Raw genomic sequence first — 16906 nt, 5'->3', positions numbered from 1 at the left:
CGGGGCCGGGCGGGACGTGTCGGTGGCCGTGGATAGCCTGGACGGGCCGGGCGGCGGCGTGGTGCGGCGGCCGGGCGGCGGGACGGTCGGGCTTTCGAGGCGGTGGGTGGTAGGTGGTGGCAGGGGTTCGTGCGGGCGGCGACGGTGGCGCGGGTGCGGTACCGGTCGGCCCGGACGGGGTGCTCGCGTCGGTGGAGGTGGAGGTGGATCGCGGGCGGCTGGTGGCCGGAGTGACGGAACTCGCGGGCGGGGAGGCCCTGTTCGTGGCCGGCGACCCGGCGCGGCGGGGGCGGGTCGCGTTCTGGGCGGCAGGCGGCGCGGTTCCGGACCTGGGGGTGGCGCCGGAGTGGGTGACCGTGGTGCTGCCGGACGGGGACGGACTGCGGGAGGAGACGGTGCCGGCGGTGAGCGTGCCGGTGGAGTGGGCCGTGCCGGTGCTGACCCGCTGCCGCGGCCTCGGCGCGAGCGGGCGGGCGTCGTCGGGCATGGCGTTCTGGGGCGCCGCGGCCACGCTGGGTCTGGGCCTGCTGGCCAAGGGGCGGGCGGAGTCCTGGGTGACGCCGGCCGGACACGGTGCGTGGCGGATCGGCCGGCTGGAGGGCGCGGACGAGAAGCGGGTGGTGTCCCTGGCCGCCGCGATGCCGCCGGGCGCCAGGGCCGTACCGGTCGCGGGCCGTCCGCCCTCGGTCCTCCCGGCCGCCGAAGCGACGCTGCGGGCGTTCCTCGACGCCATGGCCGACGCGTTGACGCGCACGCCTCCCGCGCGGCACGGGGCCGGAGCTTCGCCGTACGTCGCCGGCGGCCCGCGAACCGTGCGGGACCGGGACGGGCGACCGCCCCGGACGGTGCTGGCGCCTCGGGAGGGGGCGTCTCGGGAGACACCTCGGGAGGAGGCACCTCGGGAGGCGGTACCCGAACGCCTCGCCCCCGGGCTGCGGGTGTCGCTGCGCGTCGAGGTCGCCGGCGGGGACGACGACGCCTCCTTCCGCGCCGTGGTCCAACTGCACGGCCTCGCCGACCCGTCGGTGCTCGCCGACGCCGCCGACGTGTGGGCGGGGACGGCCGCGGCGCCCGAACTCCTCGGTCCGCGCGCGCGGTCGGACGCACGCAGGCTGCTGCGCGGCGCCGCGCGTACGTGGCCGCCGCTCGCACGGCTGTCGGCGGCCGCCGCCCCGACCGGGCTCGACCTGTCCGACGGGGAGGCGCGGGACCTGCTCGGCGGGGCCGCCGAACGGCTCGCGGCGGCCGGCGTCGCGGTGCACTGGCCCGGAGACCTGGTCCGCGCGCTGACCGCGACGGGCGTCCTGGAGCCGGCCCCCGACCGCCGCCGGATCACGACGTCCGCGGCCGGGTCCTTCCTGTCCTCCGGCGCCTTGGTGGACTTCCGCTGGAGGATCGCCCTCGGCGGTGAGGAGTTGACCGGCGCGGAGATCGAGCGGCTGGTCCGCGCCCACCGGCCGGTCGTACGGCTGCGCGGCCGGTGGGTGCTGCTCGACCCGGACCTGGTGCGGCGGCTGAGGACGGCGGCGCACCGCGGCACGCCGTCGCCGGCGCCGGTCGAGGCACTGCGCGCCGCGCTGACCGGCAGCCTGGAGGTGGACGGGGAGCAGGTCGCGGTCACCGCCGGCGCCGAACTGGAGGAACTGCGCGCGCGGATCGCCGACCCCGAGGCGCGCGCCGCCCGCGAGCCGCGCCGGCAGCCGAAGGCCCTCGCGGCGACGCTGCGCGACTACCAGTTCCGCGGCCTGAACTGGCTGCACCGGATGACCTCGCTCGGCCTCGGCGCCTGCCTGGCGGACGACATGGGCCTCGGCAAGACCGTCACGCTCATCGCGCTCCACCTGCGCCGCCAGGAGCGGCGGGCCACCGCGGGCCCGACCCTGGTGGTCTGCCCGGCCTCGCTGCTCGGCAACTGGGCGCGGGAGATCGGCCGGTTCGCGCCGACCGCGCCCGTGCGCCGCCACCACGGTCCCGGCCGCGACCTCGCCGGGCTCGAAACGGGCGGCTTCGTGCTGACGACGTACGGGACGATGCGCCGCGACGCCGAGCTCCTCGCCGCACGCGACTGGTCGCTGGTCGTCGCCGACGAGGCCCAGCACGTCAAGAACCCGCACGCGCAGACCGCCCGCGCCCTGCGCCGTATCCCCTCGCGCGGCCGGGTCGCGCTGACCGGTACCCCGGTCGAGAACAACCTGTCCGAGCTGTGGGCGCTGCTCGACTGGACCACGCCCGGACTGCTCGGCCCCCTGGGCGTGTTCCGGGACCGCTACGCCAGGGCCGTCGAGGGCGACCGCGACGCCGAGGCGGCCCGGCAACTGGCCGCGCTCGTCCGGCCGTTCCTGCTGCGACGCCGCAAGTCCGACCCCGGGGTCGCCCCCGAGCTGCCGCCGAAGACGGAGACCGACCGGCCGGCGCCCCTCACGAAGGAGCAGGCGGCGCTCTACGACGTGCTGGTACGGGAGTTGATGGCCGAGATCGGGTCCGCCGACGGCATGGCGCGGCGCGGGCTGGTGATGAGGCTGCTCACCGGGCTCAAGCAGGTGTGCAACCACCCCGCGCAGTACCTGAAGGAGCCGGACGGCGGGCGACTCGGCGGCCGGTCGGGGAAGTTGGCGCTGCTGGACGACCTCCTCGACGTGGTGCTCGCGGAGGACGACTCGGTGCTGGTGTTCACGCAGTACGTGGCCATGGCGCGGCTGATCGAACGGCACCTCGCGCGGCGCGGCGTCCCCAGCCTGCTCCTGCACGGCGGCACCCCGGTCGCCCGGCGCGAGCAGATGGTGGACGCCTTCCAGTCCGGCCGCGAGAAGGTCTTCCTGCTGTCCCTCAAGGCCGCGGGGACCGGGCTGAACCTCACCCGCGCGAGCCATGTCGTGCACTACGACCGCTGGTGGAACCCGGCCGTCGAGGACCAGGCCACCGACCGCGCCTACCGGATCGGGCAGACCCGGCCGGTACAGGTGCACAAGCTGATCACCGAGGGCACCGTGGAGGAGCGGGTCGCCGCCCTGCTCCGGCGGAAGCGCGAACTCGCCGACGCCGTCCTGGGATCGGGCGAGGCGGCGTTCAGCGAACTCGGCGACGGCGAACTGGCCGCACTGGTGGCGCTGCGCGGTCGGGCGCCCGTCGAATTCTCCCGGATGTAAATAGGAAGAGATTATTAATCGTCAACAAGGTGTGGCGAAAATCCGATTCACTCGATCGAGTGTGATTATTCCCGGGTATGCACGGGGAAAATTCCTGATGTGGCCGAGCGGCCGCACTGGGAGGGTGGAGGGGATTGATGGGGGAGTTGCTGGACCAGAAGTACGAGCGGCTTTTCTCGCTCCTGGACGTCAACGGCGACGGCGCCATCGCGGAGGACGACTTCGTGGCGATGGCCGATCGCGTGCGCGCCTCGTTCGGTGATGAGCGCAGCCTCGCCAAGGGGCAGCGGTATTCCGACGCGATGGCGGACTACTGGCACGCCCTGCGCGCGACGGCCGACGCCGACGGGAACGGCCGGATCGACAAGGACGAGTTCCGCCGTGCCGTGCGGCACGTGAGCGACAACTTCGACACGCTGATCGGCCCGCTGTACTCAGCGGGCTTCCACTTCGCCGACCGCGACGACGACGGGCTGGTCGACAGGGGCGAGTTCGCCGCGGTCGTCGCGGCCGTCGGCGTCCCCGCGGACCACGCGGGACACACCTTCGACCTGCTGTCGGGGCCGAGCGGCACCCTCACCCTGGAGCAGTTGATGACCGCGGCCGCGCAGTACTACTGCGACGAGGACCCGGCCAACGGGGCGAGCCACCAGCTTTTCGGCCCCCTGTGAGCCAGGACCGCACGGTGACCGCGACCGCGTGGATGCCGATGCCCCGCGGTGGGGACGGCCCGCCGGACACGCAGGGCCCGCCTGACGCGCAGGATCCGCCGGGCGCCCCGGGCGCCCCGGACACTCCGGTCGGTGCGGGGGACGCCGAACCGGTGGGCCCGGTGCTGGCGGAGCCGCTGACCGACGTGCTCTTCGACGGGCGTTTCGACGCGGCGCACCGCCACTGGGCGGAGGTGCTCCGCCGGAAGGTGTTCCGTTATCGCGACGGTTCGTCGCTGCCCGATCGCTCCGAACTCGCCTACGAGCGCCTGCGGGTCGTCAACGACACGATCGGCTCCGTCGAGGAATTCGTCGGCTCGACCACGCGGTTGGTCGCGCTGCACGAATGGCTGGGAATGGTCGACGGATCGGTGACCACGCTGGCGACCATCCACTACAACCTCTTCCTGGGCAGCCTCCTCCGGCTGGACCCCGGGCGCGCGCTCGACCCGGCCCCGTTCGTCCGGCTCCACGACTACGGCGCGGTCCTGATCACGGAACTCGGCTACGGCAACAACGCGGCGGACCTGGAGACCACCGCGACCTACCGCCCGGAGACGGACGACCTCGTCCTGCACACCCCGACTGCGGGCGCGCAGAAGTTCATGCCCAACACCGGCCCCTCCGGCGGCCGCAAGAGCGGGCTGGTCGCGGCCCGGCTGATCGTCCGCGGCCAGAACTGCGGCATCCACCTGTTCTTCGTGCCGCTGCGCGACGACCGGGGACCGCTGCCCGGCATCCGCATACGCAGGCTGTCGGAGATCCCGGGCTCCGCCGTCGACCACGCCATCACGTCGTTCGACAGGGTGGTGCTGCCGAGGTCGGCGCTGCTGGCGGGCGAGGACGCGGAGTTGACCGCCGAGGGAGCCTTCCACAGCGCGGTGGGCAGCAGGCGCCGCCGGTTCCTCCGGTCCATCCAGCGCGTCACCACCGGCAAGTTGTGCCTCAGCGGGGCGGCGGTGGGCGGCGCCCGGTCGGCGCTGGCCATCGCGGTGCGGTACGCCCACCACCGGCAGACCTTCGCCCCCGCCGGCCGGGCCGGGGTCAGCGTGTTCGCCTACCGCTGCCACCAGACCAGGCTGCTGGGAGCGGTGGCGCGTGCGTACGCGGCGACGTTCCTGCTGCGGGAGGCGGTGCGGGACTGCGGCCGCAGGGACGACGGCGAGTTCGCGGAAACCTGGGCGGGCGCGGGGAGCACGGGCACGGGGAGCACGGCGGATACGGTCCCCGGCGAGCCGACCGGGATCGACGAGCCGGACGGCGGCCCCGGCGGTTCCCGCGGCTCCGGCGGCCCCGGCGACTCCGTCGACTCGGCGGAGGTGGACGTGCTCGTCGCCGCGGCGAAGGGCTGGATCACCTGGCAGTCACGGGACATCGCGATGGAGTGCCGTGAACGCTGCGGCGCCCAGGGCCTGCTGTCCGCCAACCGGATCGTCGACCTGATCACTCCCATCGAGAGCACCATCACGGCGGAGGGGGACAACCTCGTCATCTGGACCAAGGCCGCCGCGGACATGCTGACCGGCCGCGGCTACCGGCCACCCGCCGGCGCCGCCGTGCCGCCCGGTCCGCCGACCGGCACGCTGACCGACTCGCGCCTGCTCCTCGGTGTGCTGTCGCGCCATGAGGCGCAGTGCCTGCGGCGCGCCCGGGACCGGCTCGGCCGCCCCAGCACCGGTCCGATGGACCGTTGGAACCACGCGGTGAACCCGGCGCTCGACCTCGTCGACGCGTACGCCACCCGGCGGGCGGCGGAGGCGTATCTTGCCGCGGTCGACCGGATCGGCGACGCGGCGACGCGCGGGACGCTCGACCGCCTCTTCCAACTGTTCGCGCTGCAACGCCTCGCGCCCCACGCGGGGGAACTCCTGGCGGACGGCCACCTCACCGCCGAGGCCGTGCGCGGCATCGGCCCCGCCGTGGACCGGATCACCGCCGAACTGGCGCCGCACGCGCTCACGCTCGTGGACGCCTTCGCCATCCCGGACGAGGTCCTGGAGGCACCGATCGCGACGGAGGGCTTCGGCGCGGTCTACGACGACCCGGCGGGTCCGTGGCACCAGGAGGTGGTCGTCGGCTGAGGGGCGGGGCGGCGGGAGCGCCGATCGGGGGGAGGGGCGGGGCGGCGTACACCGCCAGCCGCAGGCCATGTGAGGAGTGACGTCCGCCATGAGCAATGCGTTCGCCCGTGAGCCCTCGTGGGACCCGCGGCGCTTCCCGCCCGCGCCCCGCGCGCCCCGCGCCGTCCAGACGCTGCGGATGCTGTACGACCCGCAGGGCTACGGGCTCGCCCTGCGGGAGCAGTTGGGCCCGGTGTTCTCGCTGCGGGCCCACCCGTACCGGGCGGCGCTGGTGTGCGCGGCCGACCTCGGCGCCAACCGGGAGGTGCTGACCGACCACGAGCGGTTCGTCGGCGGCCACGGCGCGGCCCTACTGCGGCCCGCGGTCGGCGCCGGATCGCTCATCTGCACCCCGCCGCCCCGCCACCTGCGGCACCGCAAGCTGCTGCTGCCGCCGTTCCACGGCGAGCGGGTCACCCGCTGGGCCGAGCGGATGCGGGAACTGGTGCGCGCCGGGCTGCCGGACCTGCTGACCGGCGACGGCGTGGCCGTACGCCCGTGGGCCCAGCGGCTGGCCCTCGACGTCATCCTGCGGGTCGTCTTCGGCCTGACCGACCCCGGGCGGGTGGCGGTCTTCCGGCGGGCGCTGACCGCGTTCGTGGCGATGGACAACGTCGCCGTGCTGTTCCTGCCGCGGCCGTTGCAGCGCGACCTCGGCCCCCTCTCCCCGGGCGGCCGCTTCGCGCGGCTGCGCGCGACCGTCCGGGACCTGACGCGTACGGAGATCGCGCTGCGCCGGGCGGAGTCCGGAAGCACCGGCGGCGCCGGCCGCGTCGGCGGAACGGCCGGCCGGGGCGGGGGCGTGGCGGGCCGCTCCGCCCGGCCCGGGCGCGCCGCCCGCGACGACGTGCTGTCCATGCTGCTCGACGCCCGCGACGAGCACGGCGCGGGTCTCGACGACGAGCAGGTGCTGGACGAGCTGACCGGCCTCCTCCTGGCGGGGTACGAGACCACCGCGACCACGATCGCGTGGACCCTGCACCTGCTCGCGCACCACCCCGCCGAGCGGGACGCGCTGATCGCGGACCTCGACGCGGGCTCCGACCGCCTGCTCAAGGCGACCGTCAGGGAGTCCGGCCGACTGCGCCCGGCCGTGTACTACGCGATCCGCACCGCCGCCCGCGACACCGAACTCGCGGGCCGCCCGGTGCCGCGGCACGCCTTCGTCGCCGCGCTCTTCCCGCCGGTCCACCTCGACCGCAGGCTGTGGCCGCAGCCGCACGCGTTCCGGCCCGCACGCCATCTCGACGCGGACCCGGCGGCGTACTCCCTGACCCCGTTCGGCGGCGGTGTGCGCCGCTGCATCGGGGTGCCGCTGGCCCAGTTGGAGGTCGAGACGGTGCTCAGGGAGGTCCTCGCCCGCGCCGTCCCCGCGCCCGCGGGCCCGCCCGAGCCGGCCCGGCTGCTCTCGGTCACCCTCGTGCCCGCGCGCGGCGCCCGCGTCCGCTTCCACCGCCGGCTGCGGCCCGGCGGAAGGTAGCGCGGGGGCCGCGCCGGCGGCGCGGAGCATGCCGTCGAAAGGGCGCGGGCACGCCGGGGCGTCCCGTTCGGGCGTTCCAGGGGGAGGGTGTCCTCCCAGGTCACCGGCCGTTCCGGCGTTCCAGTGTCCCGAACCGGCCCGCGGACGTGGCGGGTGGGACGGATCGCGCCACAGGCTCGGGGTGTCCGGCCGGCACACCGGCTCGAACCGGCGAGAGAGGGACCCCAGATGTCCAGCACCCGCAGCAGTCACACCCGCACCAGTCACACCCGCACCGGCGGCAGCCACGCCACCGGCCACACCCGCACCGGCGGCACCCGCGCCCGTCTCGCCGTCACCGCCGCCGCCGTCGTGGTCGCCGCGCTGTCCATGACCGCCTGCACCGACGACGGCACGGGCAGCAGGGACGAGGGGGCCGCGCACGGCGGCCCGTCCACGACGGCTCCGGCCCCCGCGGGCACCCCGCACCCCTCGGGGACGCCCACGGCCCCGGCCGCCAGGACTCCGGAGACCGACGCGGCGAGCAAGGCGCCGGCCGCGGGCGGGACGGCGGGCCAGAGCGGAGGGAGCAAGGCGGCCGGCGCGTCGGGGAGGACAGGAAGCGGCGGGGCAGCCGGCGGGGCGGTGACCTGCGAGGGCTCCACCACCAAGATGACGGCCGCCCCGCTGAACCGCCCGGTGAACCACATGCTCCTCACGGTCACCAACACCGGCGACCGGACCTGTTACCTCTACGGCTACCCCGCGCTGGACTTCACCGGCGCCCAGGCGGTGCCGCCGGTCGTCGAGGAGTCCCACCCGCAGGCCGTGGTCACCCTCTTCCCGGGAGAGTCCGGCTACGCCTCGGTCCGACTGTCGGCGGCCGACGGCAGCGGCCGGTACGGCTACACCGCGAAGACCCTGGCCGTCCTCTTCTCCGGCCGCTCCGGCGCCGGCAGCGTCGGCGCCGCCGCTCACCCGGCGCTGCCGGCCGAGGGCGTCTACATCGACGACACCCTCACCACCACCTACTGGCAGCAGACGATGGACGAGGCCCTCACCTGGTGACCGGCCGCGCGCCGGGCCGCGCCCCGAGCCGCACGGAACGAACGGCAGTCCCAGGCCGGCCGACCGGCCAACCGACCGGCCCGGCCCGCGGCGGCCGTCGCCGTTCCACCCCCCTACGCGACGAGCAACCCCGCCGGGCTGGTGGTCAGCCCGAGCGGCGTGCTGCCCAGGAACGCCAGCGACCTCGCGTCGATCGCGTCGATCGTCGCGGACGCGTTGGTCGCGACCCAGACGGTGGAGGCGGTCGCGGTGACGGTGGTCGGGACGTGGGCGACGCCGACGGTGCCGACCACCCTGTTGCGGGCCGCGTCGATCACGGACACGGTGTCGTCCCGGGAGTTGGTGACGTAGACCCGTGAGCCGTCGGGGCTGACGGCCACCTGCCAGGGCGTGCGGCCGACGCGGACGCGGGCGAGCACCCGGTGGGTGCGGGTGTCGACGACCGACAGGGTGTCCTGCCAGGTGTTGACCACGTACACGCGGCTGCCGTCGGGGTGGACGGCGACCCCGCTGGACCCGGCCTGGTCGGCGAGCAGGGCGCGCTGACCGCCGGTGCCGGTGTCCACCACGGACAGCCCGTCCTGGCAGGAGACGTAGAGCGTGCTGCCGTCCGTGCCGGGGGCGATGGAGTGCGGGCTGGTGCCGGTCCTCCAGGTGGCGGTGACGGTGTCGGAGGCGGTGTCGAGGACCGAGAGCGTCTGCGAGCCGCCGGACCCGGTGTCGGGGCCGGTGTTGGCGACGTAGAGGCTGCGGCCGTCGGGGGAGGTGGCCAGGCCGTGCGGGTAGGGCCCGACGCCGATGCTCGCGCCGACCACGCCGGTGGTGGTGTCGTAGACGGAGACCGAGTTCTCGCCGGAGCTGCTGAAGTAGAGCTTGGCGCCGTCGTTCGTCCTCGCCAGGCCGTACGGGCTCACGCCGGCCCTGATGCTGGCGACGAGTTGCCGGCTGGACGCGTCGATCACCGCGAGGGTGAAGCTGACCACGCCGACGGTGTAGACGTGGGTGCCGGTGGTGGGGCCGACACCGGGGACGGCCTCCTGGATGCCGGGGAAGTTGGTGCCCTCGGTGCCGTGCGGGAAGTCCGAGCGGTGCGTGGTGGCGTTCTCGACGATCCGGCTGATGGCGTACGGGCGGTTGCGGGGGTGCGGCGCGGACCCGGAGACGGGCGCCGAGGTCGGCCCCAACGGCGCGTTCGGCGACGCCTTTTCCTCCTCGGCCACCTGGCCCTTCGCCTCCTGGTGGGGCGGGGTCTGGTCGGCGCCGGGGAGGGTGATCGGCGGCAGCGTGGCGACCTCGTTCTCGGCGGCCCAGAACTGCTGCTTGGTGTCGGGCAGTCGGGGGAAGGGCCGGGATCTCGGCAGGCCCAGCGCCGAGGTCAGGTCGCCGAAGGTGTCGCGGCGCCAGTCGGAGATGTTGGTCTCGCGCACGCCGGTGACCCGCTCCAGGAAGCGCAGCACCGAGGTGTGGTCGAAGGGCTCGCCGGCGACGTAGCCGCCCTGCGTCCAGGGCGAGACGATCAGGCACGGCACCCGCACGCCGGCGCCGATCGGCAGCCCGCCGACGAACTCGCCCGGCGTGCCGGCCGGCGGCATCGGCGGCACCATGTGGTCGAACAGGCCGTCGTTCTCGTCGTAGTTGACGATGAAGACGGTCTTGCGCCACACGTCGGGGTTGGCCGCGACCGCGTCGAGCTGGCGGGCGAGGAAGTCGGCGCCGGCGGCGGGCATGTAGTCCGGGTGCTCGCTCTGCTCGGAGGTCGGGATGATCCAGGAGACGGTCGGCAGCCGGTCGTTGACCGCGTCGCGCACGAACTGGTCGGCCGGGCCGATGGTCAGGGCGTGCTCGTGGAGCGGGTCGCCGGGCTTCGCGTCCTGGTAGGCCTGGAACCACTCCAGCGGGTTGGTGCCGTAGTCGTCCTCCTGCTGGTAGACGTGCCAGGACACGCCGGCCGCGGTGAGGCGCTCGGGGTAGGTCGTCCAACGGAACGGGGCGGGGATCACGTTGCTGATCACCGGGCCGCCGGCCAGCCCCGCCGGGTCGATGGTGCCGCTCCAGTGGTAGAGGCGGTTGGGCCAGGTGGGGCCGAGCAGCGAGCAGAAGTACGCGTCGCACAGGGTGAACGACTCGGCGAGCGCGAAGTGGAACGGGATGTCGTCGCGCTTGTAGTAGCCCATCGTGTACGGGGCGTTGGCCTGGCCGTCGGCCGCGCGGTGGGCGGGCAGCCACTGGTCCATCCGGCCGCCGTTGACCGCCGCGTGCTGCACCGACCAGGCGTGGCTGGTCGAGGGGATCGCCTGCGAGCTGCTCGCCTTGGTGTCGAGGTGGAACGGCAGCAGGTAGCCGTCGGGGTTGACCGGGTCGGGCTGGTAGAAGACCGACCGTCCGGTGGACAGCGTCACCGCGTCCGGGTCGTCGAAGCCGCGGACCCCCGGCAGGGTGCCGAAGTAGTGGTCGAAGGAGCGGTTCTCCAGCATGAGGATCACCACGTGCTCGATGTCGTCGAGCGATCCCGGGGCGGTGGCCGGCTCGGCCATGGCGCGCCGCAGGTTCGGCGGCAGCAGCGACATCGCCGCCGCGGCGCCGCCGACGCCGAACGCGGACCTCAGGAGCCGTCTACGCGAGAAATCAGCCATGCCACACCTTCACCGTCGAAGATCGTGAACGTCCGTACGACACACCACGGGTGCCGCCGTACGGCGGTGGGAGATCGCGCTGTCGCCCCAACGGGCCGCCGTCAGTAGACGGTCACGTCCCAGTGGTTGCCCTCGTCGCAGTAGAGGTTGCCGGAGGCGGCCTGCCACTGCGGGTAGCCGTCGCTGCGGTAGCCGATGTAGGTGAAGCTGTTGTGCACGTAGGCGTCGATGCACGCGTTGTGCGCGAGGTCCACCTTGTAGCCGTTGTAGTGGCTGTAGGTGCCGGAGGCGTGCCCGACCTCGGTGCCGCCGGTGATGTTGATCGCGCAGCCGCTGGCGCCCTTCAGCGTGATCACGGCGTCGACCGTGCCGGAGTTGATCTGGTCGAAGGAGGTGCAGGTGGAGTTGGAGCGGGTGGTGCAGTTGCCGCTCGAACTCCAGGTGACGCCCGCGGCGGACAGCTTGGCGGCGGCCGCCGCCTGGGTCATCTTGGTGCCGCTGGCCTGGGCGGACGGTGCCGCGACCGCGAGGGCGCCGGCCGCGATCAGGGCGGCGGCGGCGAGTCGGCGGGGGTGGACGGACACGGGGGCCTCCTGTGGCGTGGGGGACAGGCGGGGCGTGCGGGCCGGGCAGGTTCTCAGGCTAGCCCGATTCGTGAACATGACAAGACCGGTCGCCGCCGCGCCGTCCCCCCCGCCGCCCGCGCCGTCCCCTCGCCGCCCGCGTCGGGCCCGCCCCCTGCGTACGCCCGTCCCCCGCGTCGGGACCGGCTACCGCGGGGTGAGCCCGCCTTCGCGCGCGACCTGCCCCAGCCACGCCAGCGACGGCTTGGGGGTGCGGACGAAGGTCTGCCGGTCGACGGCGACCAGGCCGAAGGTCGGCCGGAAACCGGACGCCCACTCGTAGTTGTCCAGCAGGCTCCAGTGCAGGTAGCCCTCCACCCGCACGCCGTCCGCGACGGCCGCGTGCAGGCCGGCCAGCGCGTCGCGGGTGTAGTCGATCCGGCGGGCGTCGTCGGCGGTGGCGATGCCGTTCTCGGTGACGAACACCGGCACGCCCCCGGTCTTCTCCCACGCGCTGCGCACCCCCAGCTCCAGCGCCCGCGGGTAGTACTCCCAGCCGGTCAGCGTGGTCTCCACGCCCTCCGGCACCTGGCGGGGGCCGTCCGGACCGATGATCGTACGGGTGTAGGCCTGTACGCCGACCCAGTCGTCGCCGCGCGCGGCCTCCAGGTACCAGTCGTCGCGGTGGTGGCCGTAGGCGTGCGCGGCCTGCTCGCAGCCCGGCTCGGCCTGGAACGCCTGGGTGGCGACGGTCCAGCCGGAGCGCACCCCGCCCACACCGGACAGCACCTCGCGCGCGCGGTGGTGGCAGGCCAGCAGGGTGTCCGCGACCTGGAGGTCCGGCGCCGGCAGGCCGTACGCCACGAGGTTCGCCGGGTCCTCCCCGCCGGCGATCATCGCCGCGATGTTGGGCTCGTTGACGGTGCAGACCCACTTCACGTCGTCGCCCAGCACCGGGAGCGCCAGCTCGGTGAACCGGGCGAAGCGGTCGGCCGCCCGGGGACTGCGCCACATACCCTCCCGCGCGAACCAGCGCGGGACCGTGAAGTGCATCAGCGTCACCATCGGGGTGATCCCCAGGTCCAGCGCGGTGTCCACCATGCGGCGGTAGTGGTCGACCGCGGCGCGCGAGACCACGCCCTCCTCGGGCTCGATCCGGCTCCACTCGATGCTGAACCGGTAGGTGTCCAGGCCCGCGTCGCGCAGCAGCGCCATGTCCTCGCGGAAGCGGTGGTAGCTGTCGCAGGCGTCTCCGGAGGGCTCGACGATGCTGGTGCCGGGCGTGTGCTCGCGCGGCCACCAGTCGTTGTTGATGTTGTTTCCCTCGATCTGGTGGGCGGCGGTGGCGGCGCCCCACAGGAAACCGTCGGGGAAGTGCAGCACGGAGGAACCTCGTTCGTGTCGGTACAGGTGACGACCGGTCAGCGGGTGTGCGACCAGAAGTCGGAGAGCAGGTCGGCGGTGGCGACCGGGTTCTCCTGGTTGGGCAGGTGGCCGGAGTCGGCGATGATCTCGTGGCGCGCCCCGAGGCGTTCGGCCATCGTGCGCTGCCACTCCTGCGGCCAGGCGTCGTCGTGGCGCCCGTGGGCGACCAGGACGGGCAGCCCGGTGGCGGCCAGGAGCGGCGTGGAGTCCGACGGGTCGGCGAGCACGCCGATGGCCCCGAGCAGGTTGTCCACGCTGGTGCGCAGCGACCGCTCGCGCAGGAACCGCTCGGCCGGGCTGAGCTGTTCGGGGGCGCGCCGGGCGGTCCGGGCCGCCTCGGGGCGGTCCAGGGTCCACAGGTCGGTCCGCTTGCCGGCGCCGCGCAGCCGCGCCTCCTCGGCGGCCTTGCGGCCCGGCCAGCCGTGCGGGCCCGAGCAGAGCATGGTCAGGTCGGCGAACGCCTCCCGCCCGCCGCTGATCGCGGCCGCCCGGGCGACGGTGCCGCCGAAGCTGTGGCCGACCAGGTGCGCGTGCCGGCGTCCCGTCAGGTCGGCCAGGAGCGAGGCCACATGGATGACGTCGCCGGAGAAGGCGTCCAGGGTGTACGACTCCTCGCCGGCGGGCGCGGCCGAGTCGCCCTGCCCGCGCTGGCTGAACGCCCAGGCGTCGAAGCCGCGGTCGGCCAGCAGCGGCAGCAGCGGGAGGAAGTCCTCCTTGGAGCCGGTGAACCCGGGCACCAGCAGGGCGGTGCCCAGGGCCCGGTCCGCCGGGCGCGCCCGCAGCGCGGTCAACGCGCCCACCGGCACGTCCAGTTCCAGCACCTCGACCGTGTCCGGCACCGGGAGCACGCTGAAACGCTGCCCGGGCCGGACCCGCCGGGCCGCCTCCGTCCGGGCCCGCGCCCGCGCGTCCCCTCCGCTCACGCCGCTCACGCCGCTCGCGTCCGTGCCGTTCGCGCTCATGCCGCCCCCTCCCCGCTGCCGGCGGTGTCCGCGAAGCGGCGTGCGGGCTGCGGGATGGAGTCCAGCAGCCGGGTGGTGTAGTCGTGTTCGGGGAAGCGCAGCACCTGAGCGGTCGGCCCGGACTCCACCACCCGGCCCTGGTGCAGCACCATGATCCGGTCGGTCACCACCCGTGCCGAGAGCAGGTCGTGGGTGATGTACAGCAGGGACACCCCGAAGTCGCTGCGCAGGTCGCGCAGCAGGGCCAGCACGCCGGCCCGCAGCGAGACGTCGAGCATGGAGACCGGCTCGTCGGCGATCAGCACCTGCGGGTCGCTCGCCAGCGCGCGGGCGATGACCACGCGCTGGCGCTGGCCGCCGGACAGCTCGTGCGGCAGCCGCGCGGCGAACTGCTCGACGGGGGTCAGCCCGACGATCTCCAGCAGTTCGAGCACCCGCCGGCGGGCCTCCGCGCCCTTGCGCCCGGTGAAGTTCACCACCGGCCGGGTGAGCGTGTACTCGACGGTGTGCAGCGGGTTGAGCGCGGCGTACGGGTCCTGGAAGACCATCTGGACGTCGGCGTGCAGCCGGTGGAGCTGCCTGCGGCGCAGCCGGTCCACCCGCAGGTCGCCGAAGGAGACGGTGCCGCTGGTGGGCTGCTCGACCCCGGTGACCAGCTTGGCCAGGGTGGACTTGCCCGATCCGCTCTGCCCGACCAGGGCCATCGACGCGCCCGGCTCCAGCCGGAAGGAGACCCCCTCCACGGCCGTCACCGGCGCGTCCCCGCGCCGCCGCCCCGGGTAGACCCGGCCGACGTCCGTGACGACGATCGCGTCCTGCGCGGCCGCGCGCGTCCCCGTACGGCCGCCCGGGTGCCCGCCGGCGGAGCCGGCACCGCGCGCACGCTCCCGCGGGTCCGAGCTCTCGCCCGTACGCGAGCCGTCACCGGTAGCCGTACCCGTACCCGTGCCCCCGCCCGTACCCGTACCCGTACCCGTACGGTCGTCCGGGCCCGCGGGCCCGTCACCGCCCGCCGCCTTCGGCGCGGCCGCCGGCAGGCCCGGCAGCTCCACCACCTCCGCGCGCGGGTCGGCGTAGTGCCCGAGCAGCGTCCGCGTGTAGGGGTGCCGCGGGCGCTCGAAGACCTCCCGGGACGGGGCGTCCTCCACGATGACGCCGTCCTTCATCACCAGTACCCGGGCCGTCGACTCCAGCACCACCCCCAGGTCGTGGCTGATCAGGACCGCGGTGAAGCCCTCGCTCTCCTGGAGTTCCCGGATGGTGCGCATCACCGCGTGCTGGACCATCACGTCCAGCGCGGTGGTCGGCTCGTCGAAGACCATCAGCCGCGGTTCCAGGCTGAGCGCGAGCGCGATCGACACGCGCTGCCGCATGCCGCCGGACAGCTCGCCCGGGTAGCGGTCCAGCACCGCCGCGGTGAGCTCGACCTTCTCCAGCAGCTCGACCGCGCGGGTGCGCCGGCGCGCCCGCGGCACGTGGCCGTGGGCGGCGAAGACGTCGCCGAAGTGGTGGCCGATGGTGCGGACCGGGTTCAGGGCGTTCATGCCGGACTGCAACACCATGGCGAAGCCGCCGTGCCGCTGCAACCGCACCTGCTCGGTGTCCAGTTCGGCGATGTCCGTGCCGTCGAAGAGGATGCTGCCCCCGGAGATCCGGGCCGGGGGCTTGGCCAGCCGGGTCAGCGCGAAGCCCAGGGTGGACTTCCCCGACCCCGACTCGCCGACCAGGCCGACGAACTCGCCCTGCGCGAGCCGGAAGGAGGCGTCCTTGACCGCGGTGGTCGGCTCGGCGCCGCGCGGCTCGTAGACGATGCTGAGGTTCCTGACGTCGAGCAGGCTCATCGCGTGCTCCCTTCCCGCAGCCGCGGGTTGCTCAGCCCGTCGACACCGAAGTTGACCAGGGTCATCGCGGTGGCCAGCAGCGCGACGCACAGGCCGGGAGCGAACAGCAGCACCCACTGGCCGGTGAGGAGGGCGTTGGAGTTCTGTGCCCAGTAGAGCATCGAGCCCCAGCTCACCGTGAAGGGGTCGCCGAGCCCGAGGAAGGACAGTCCGGACTCCGACAGCACCGCCGCGGTGGCCGCGCCGAAGAAGGAGCCGGCGATCATCGAGGTCATGTTGGGCAGGATCTCCCGGAACACCACCCGGGTGGCGCTCTCGCCGCTGAACAGCGCCGCGGTGACGAAGTCCCGGCTGCGCAGCGACTGGGTCTGCGCCCGCAGCACGCGCGCGCCCCACGCCCAGCCGGTGATCACGACCACCAGCACGACCATCTTCAGCCCGCCGTTCTGCAGGTAGGCGGCGATGATGATCATCAACGGCAGGCCGGGGACGACCAGGAAGAGGTTGACGACGAAGTTGACCACGTCGCCGAGCCACACGCGCAGGTAGCCCCAGGACAGCCCGACGGCCACCGCCACCAGCGTGGCCAGCCCGCCGGCGACGAACCCGACCACGATCGACACCCGCGCCCCGTACAGGAGCTGGGACAGCACGTCCTCGCCGGCGCCGGTGGTGCCCAGCAGGTGTGCGGAACTGCTGCCGGCACCGGGCGTGAAGTCGTTGGCGTGCGGCGAGTACGGCGCGATGACCGGCGCGAGGACGGCCACCAGGACGAAGAGCGCGAGGATCACCAGGCCCAGGCGGGCCTTGCCGTTGCTCCACACCGTGCCGAAGCTGCGGCCGAAGACCTTGAGCGCGCGCAGCGCACCCGAACTCGGCGGAGCGGCGGGCCCGGTGGCCGCTGCCGGTGCCGGCGGGACAGGAGGCGTCGGGGGCGTCGGAGGCGTCGGCGGGTTCGTAGCAGGGGAGGTCATCTCGG

Annotated in this window: 11 protein-coding genes and 1 pseudogene; 5 read left to right on the top strand and 7 right to left on the bottom strand. The window is 74.4% G+C overall.

Annotated elements, in window-relative coordinates; all coding sequences use genetic code 11:
- The first annotated feature begins 197 nt into the window (after nt 1-197).
- The 5 genes from RVR_RS16500 (at nt 198) to RVR_RS16480 (ending at nt 8503) form a co-directional block, all read left to right on the top strand.
- Nucleotides 198-3146, top strand: coding sequence for a DEAD/DEAH box helicase (locus RVR_RS16500; RefSeq protein WP_202238705.1), 2949 nt, complete (start codon nt 198-200; stop codon nt 3144-3146).
- Nucleotides 3147-3283: 137 nt separating this feature from the next.
- On the top strand, nt 3284-3817 hold the full coding sequence (locus tag RVR_RS16495; RefSeq protein WP_202234586.1) for an EF-hand domain-containing protein: 534 nt from the start codon (nt 3284-3286) through the stop codon (nt 3815-3817).
- Nucleotides 3818-3831: 14 nt separating this feature from the next.
- Complete coding sequence (locus RVR_RS16490; RefSeq protein WP_237404787.1) at nt 3832-5937, top strand: acyl-CoA dehydrogenase family protein; 2106 nt, start codon at nt 3832-3834, stop codon at nt 5935-5937.
- Nucleotides 5938-6025: 88 nt separating this feature from the next.
- On the top strand, nt 6026-7456 hold the full coding sequence (locus RVR_RS16485) for a cytochrome P450 (protein ID WP_202234585.1): 1431 nt from the start codon (nt 6026-6028) through the stop codon (nt 7454-7456).
- A 228-nt stretch (nt 7457-7684) separates the two neighbouring features.
- Complete coding sequence (locus RVR_RS16480) at nt 7685-8503, top strand: DUF4232 domain-containing protein (RefSeq protein ID WP_202234584.1); 819 nt, start codon at nt 7685-7687, stop codon at nt 8501-8503.
- Nucleotides 8504-8616: 113 nt separating this feature from the next.
- On the opposite strand, the gene RVR_RS37625 is transcribed toward RVR_RS16480, so the two are convergent.
- The 7 genes and pseudogenes from RVR_RS37625 to RVR_RS16450 form a co-directional block, all read right to left on the bottom strand.
- Nucleotides 8617-9417 (bottom strand): YVTN family beta-propeller repeat protein, encoded by an 801-nt coding sequence (locus tag RVR_RS37625; RefSeq protein WP_237405322.1) that lies wholly within the window; start codon nt 9415-9417, stop codon nt 8617-8619.
- Between the two features lie 318 nt (nt 9418-9735).
- Nucleotides 9736-11136, bottom strand: a pseudogene (locus RVR_RS37620) (alkaline phosphatase family protein); the annotation flags it as partial.
- A 101-nt stretch (nt 11137-11237) separates the two neighbouring features.
- Nucleotides 11238-11747 (bottom strand): hypothetical protein, encoded by a 510-nt coding sequence (locus tag RVR_RS16470; RefSeq protein ID WP_430393236.1) that lies wholly within the window; start codon nt 11745-11747, stop codon nt 11238-11240.
- A 159-nt stretch (nt 11748-11906) separates the two neighbouring features.
- Complete coding sequence (locus RVR_RS16465; protein ID WP_237404786.1) at nt 11907-13082, bottom strand: glycoside hydrolase family 1 protein; 1176 nt, start codon at nt 13080-13082, stop codon at nt 11907-11909.
- A gap of 38 nt (nt 13083-13120) precedes the next feature.
- Nucleotides 13121-14086, bottom strand: a complete 966-nt coding sequence (locus tag RVR_RS16460; RefSeq protein ID WP_202234581.1) for an alpha/beta fold hydrolase — start codon at nt 14084-14086, stop codon at nt 13121-13123.
- Entirely contained in the window at nt 14083-15927 is a 1845-nt protein-coding gene (locus RVR_RS16455) for an ABC transporter ATP-binding protein (protein ID WP_202234580.1), read from the bottom strand. The genes RVR_RS16460 and RVR_RS16455 overlap by 4 nt, the downstream gene beginning before the upstream one ends.
- On the bottom strand, nt 15924-16901 hold the full coding sequence (locus tag RVR_RS16450) for an ABC transporter permease (protein ID WP_202234579.1): 978 nt from the start codon (nt 16899-16901) through the stop codon (nt 15924-15926). Before RVR_RS16450 ends, RVR_RS16455 begins: the two co-directional genes overlap by 4 nt.
- Nucleotides 16902-16906 lie beyond the last annotated feature (5 nt).

Source organism: Streptomyces sp. SN-593 (genome assembly GCF_016756395.1).
Taxonomy (GTDB): Bacteria; Actinomycetota; Actinomycetes; order Streptomycetales; family Streptomycetaceae; genus Actinacidiphila; species Actinacidiphila reveromycinica.
Note: the sequence above shows the minus strand (reverse complement) of the source record. Positions and strands in the feature narration are given on the sequence as shown.

What these genes read in the sequence shown, in the direction of transcription:
- RVR_RS16485 (WP_202234585.1), top strand. Translation starts at nt 6,026, where the DNA reads ATGAGCAATGCGTTCGCCCGTGAGCCCTCGTGGGACCCGCGGCGCTTC.
- RVR_RS16495 (WP_202234586.1), top strand. Translation starts at nt 3,284, where the DNA reads ATGGGGGAGTTGCTGGACCAGAAGTACGAGCGGCTTTTCTCGCTCCTG.
- RVR_RS16460 (WP_202234581.1), bottom strand. Translation starts at nt 14,086, where the DNA reads ATGAGCGCGAACGGCACGGACGCGAGCGGCGTGAGCGGCGTGAGCGGA.
- RVR_RS16455 (WP_202234580.1), bottom strand. Translation starts at nt 15,927, where the DNA reads ATGAGCCTGCTCGACGTCAGGAACCTCAGCATCGTCTACGAGCCGCGC.
- RVR_RS16450 (WP_202234579.1), bottom strand. Translation starts at nt 16,901, where the DNA reads ATGACCTCCCCTGCTACGAACCCGCCGACGCCTCCGACGCCCCCGACG.
- RVR_RS16480 (WP_202234584.1), top strand. Translation starts at nt 7,685, where the DNA reads ATGTCCAGCACCCGCAGCAGTCACACCCGCACCAGTCACACCCGCACC.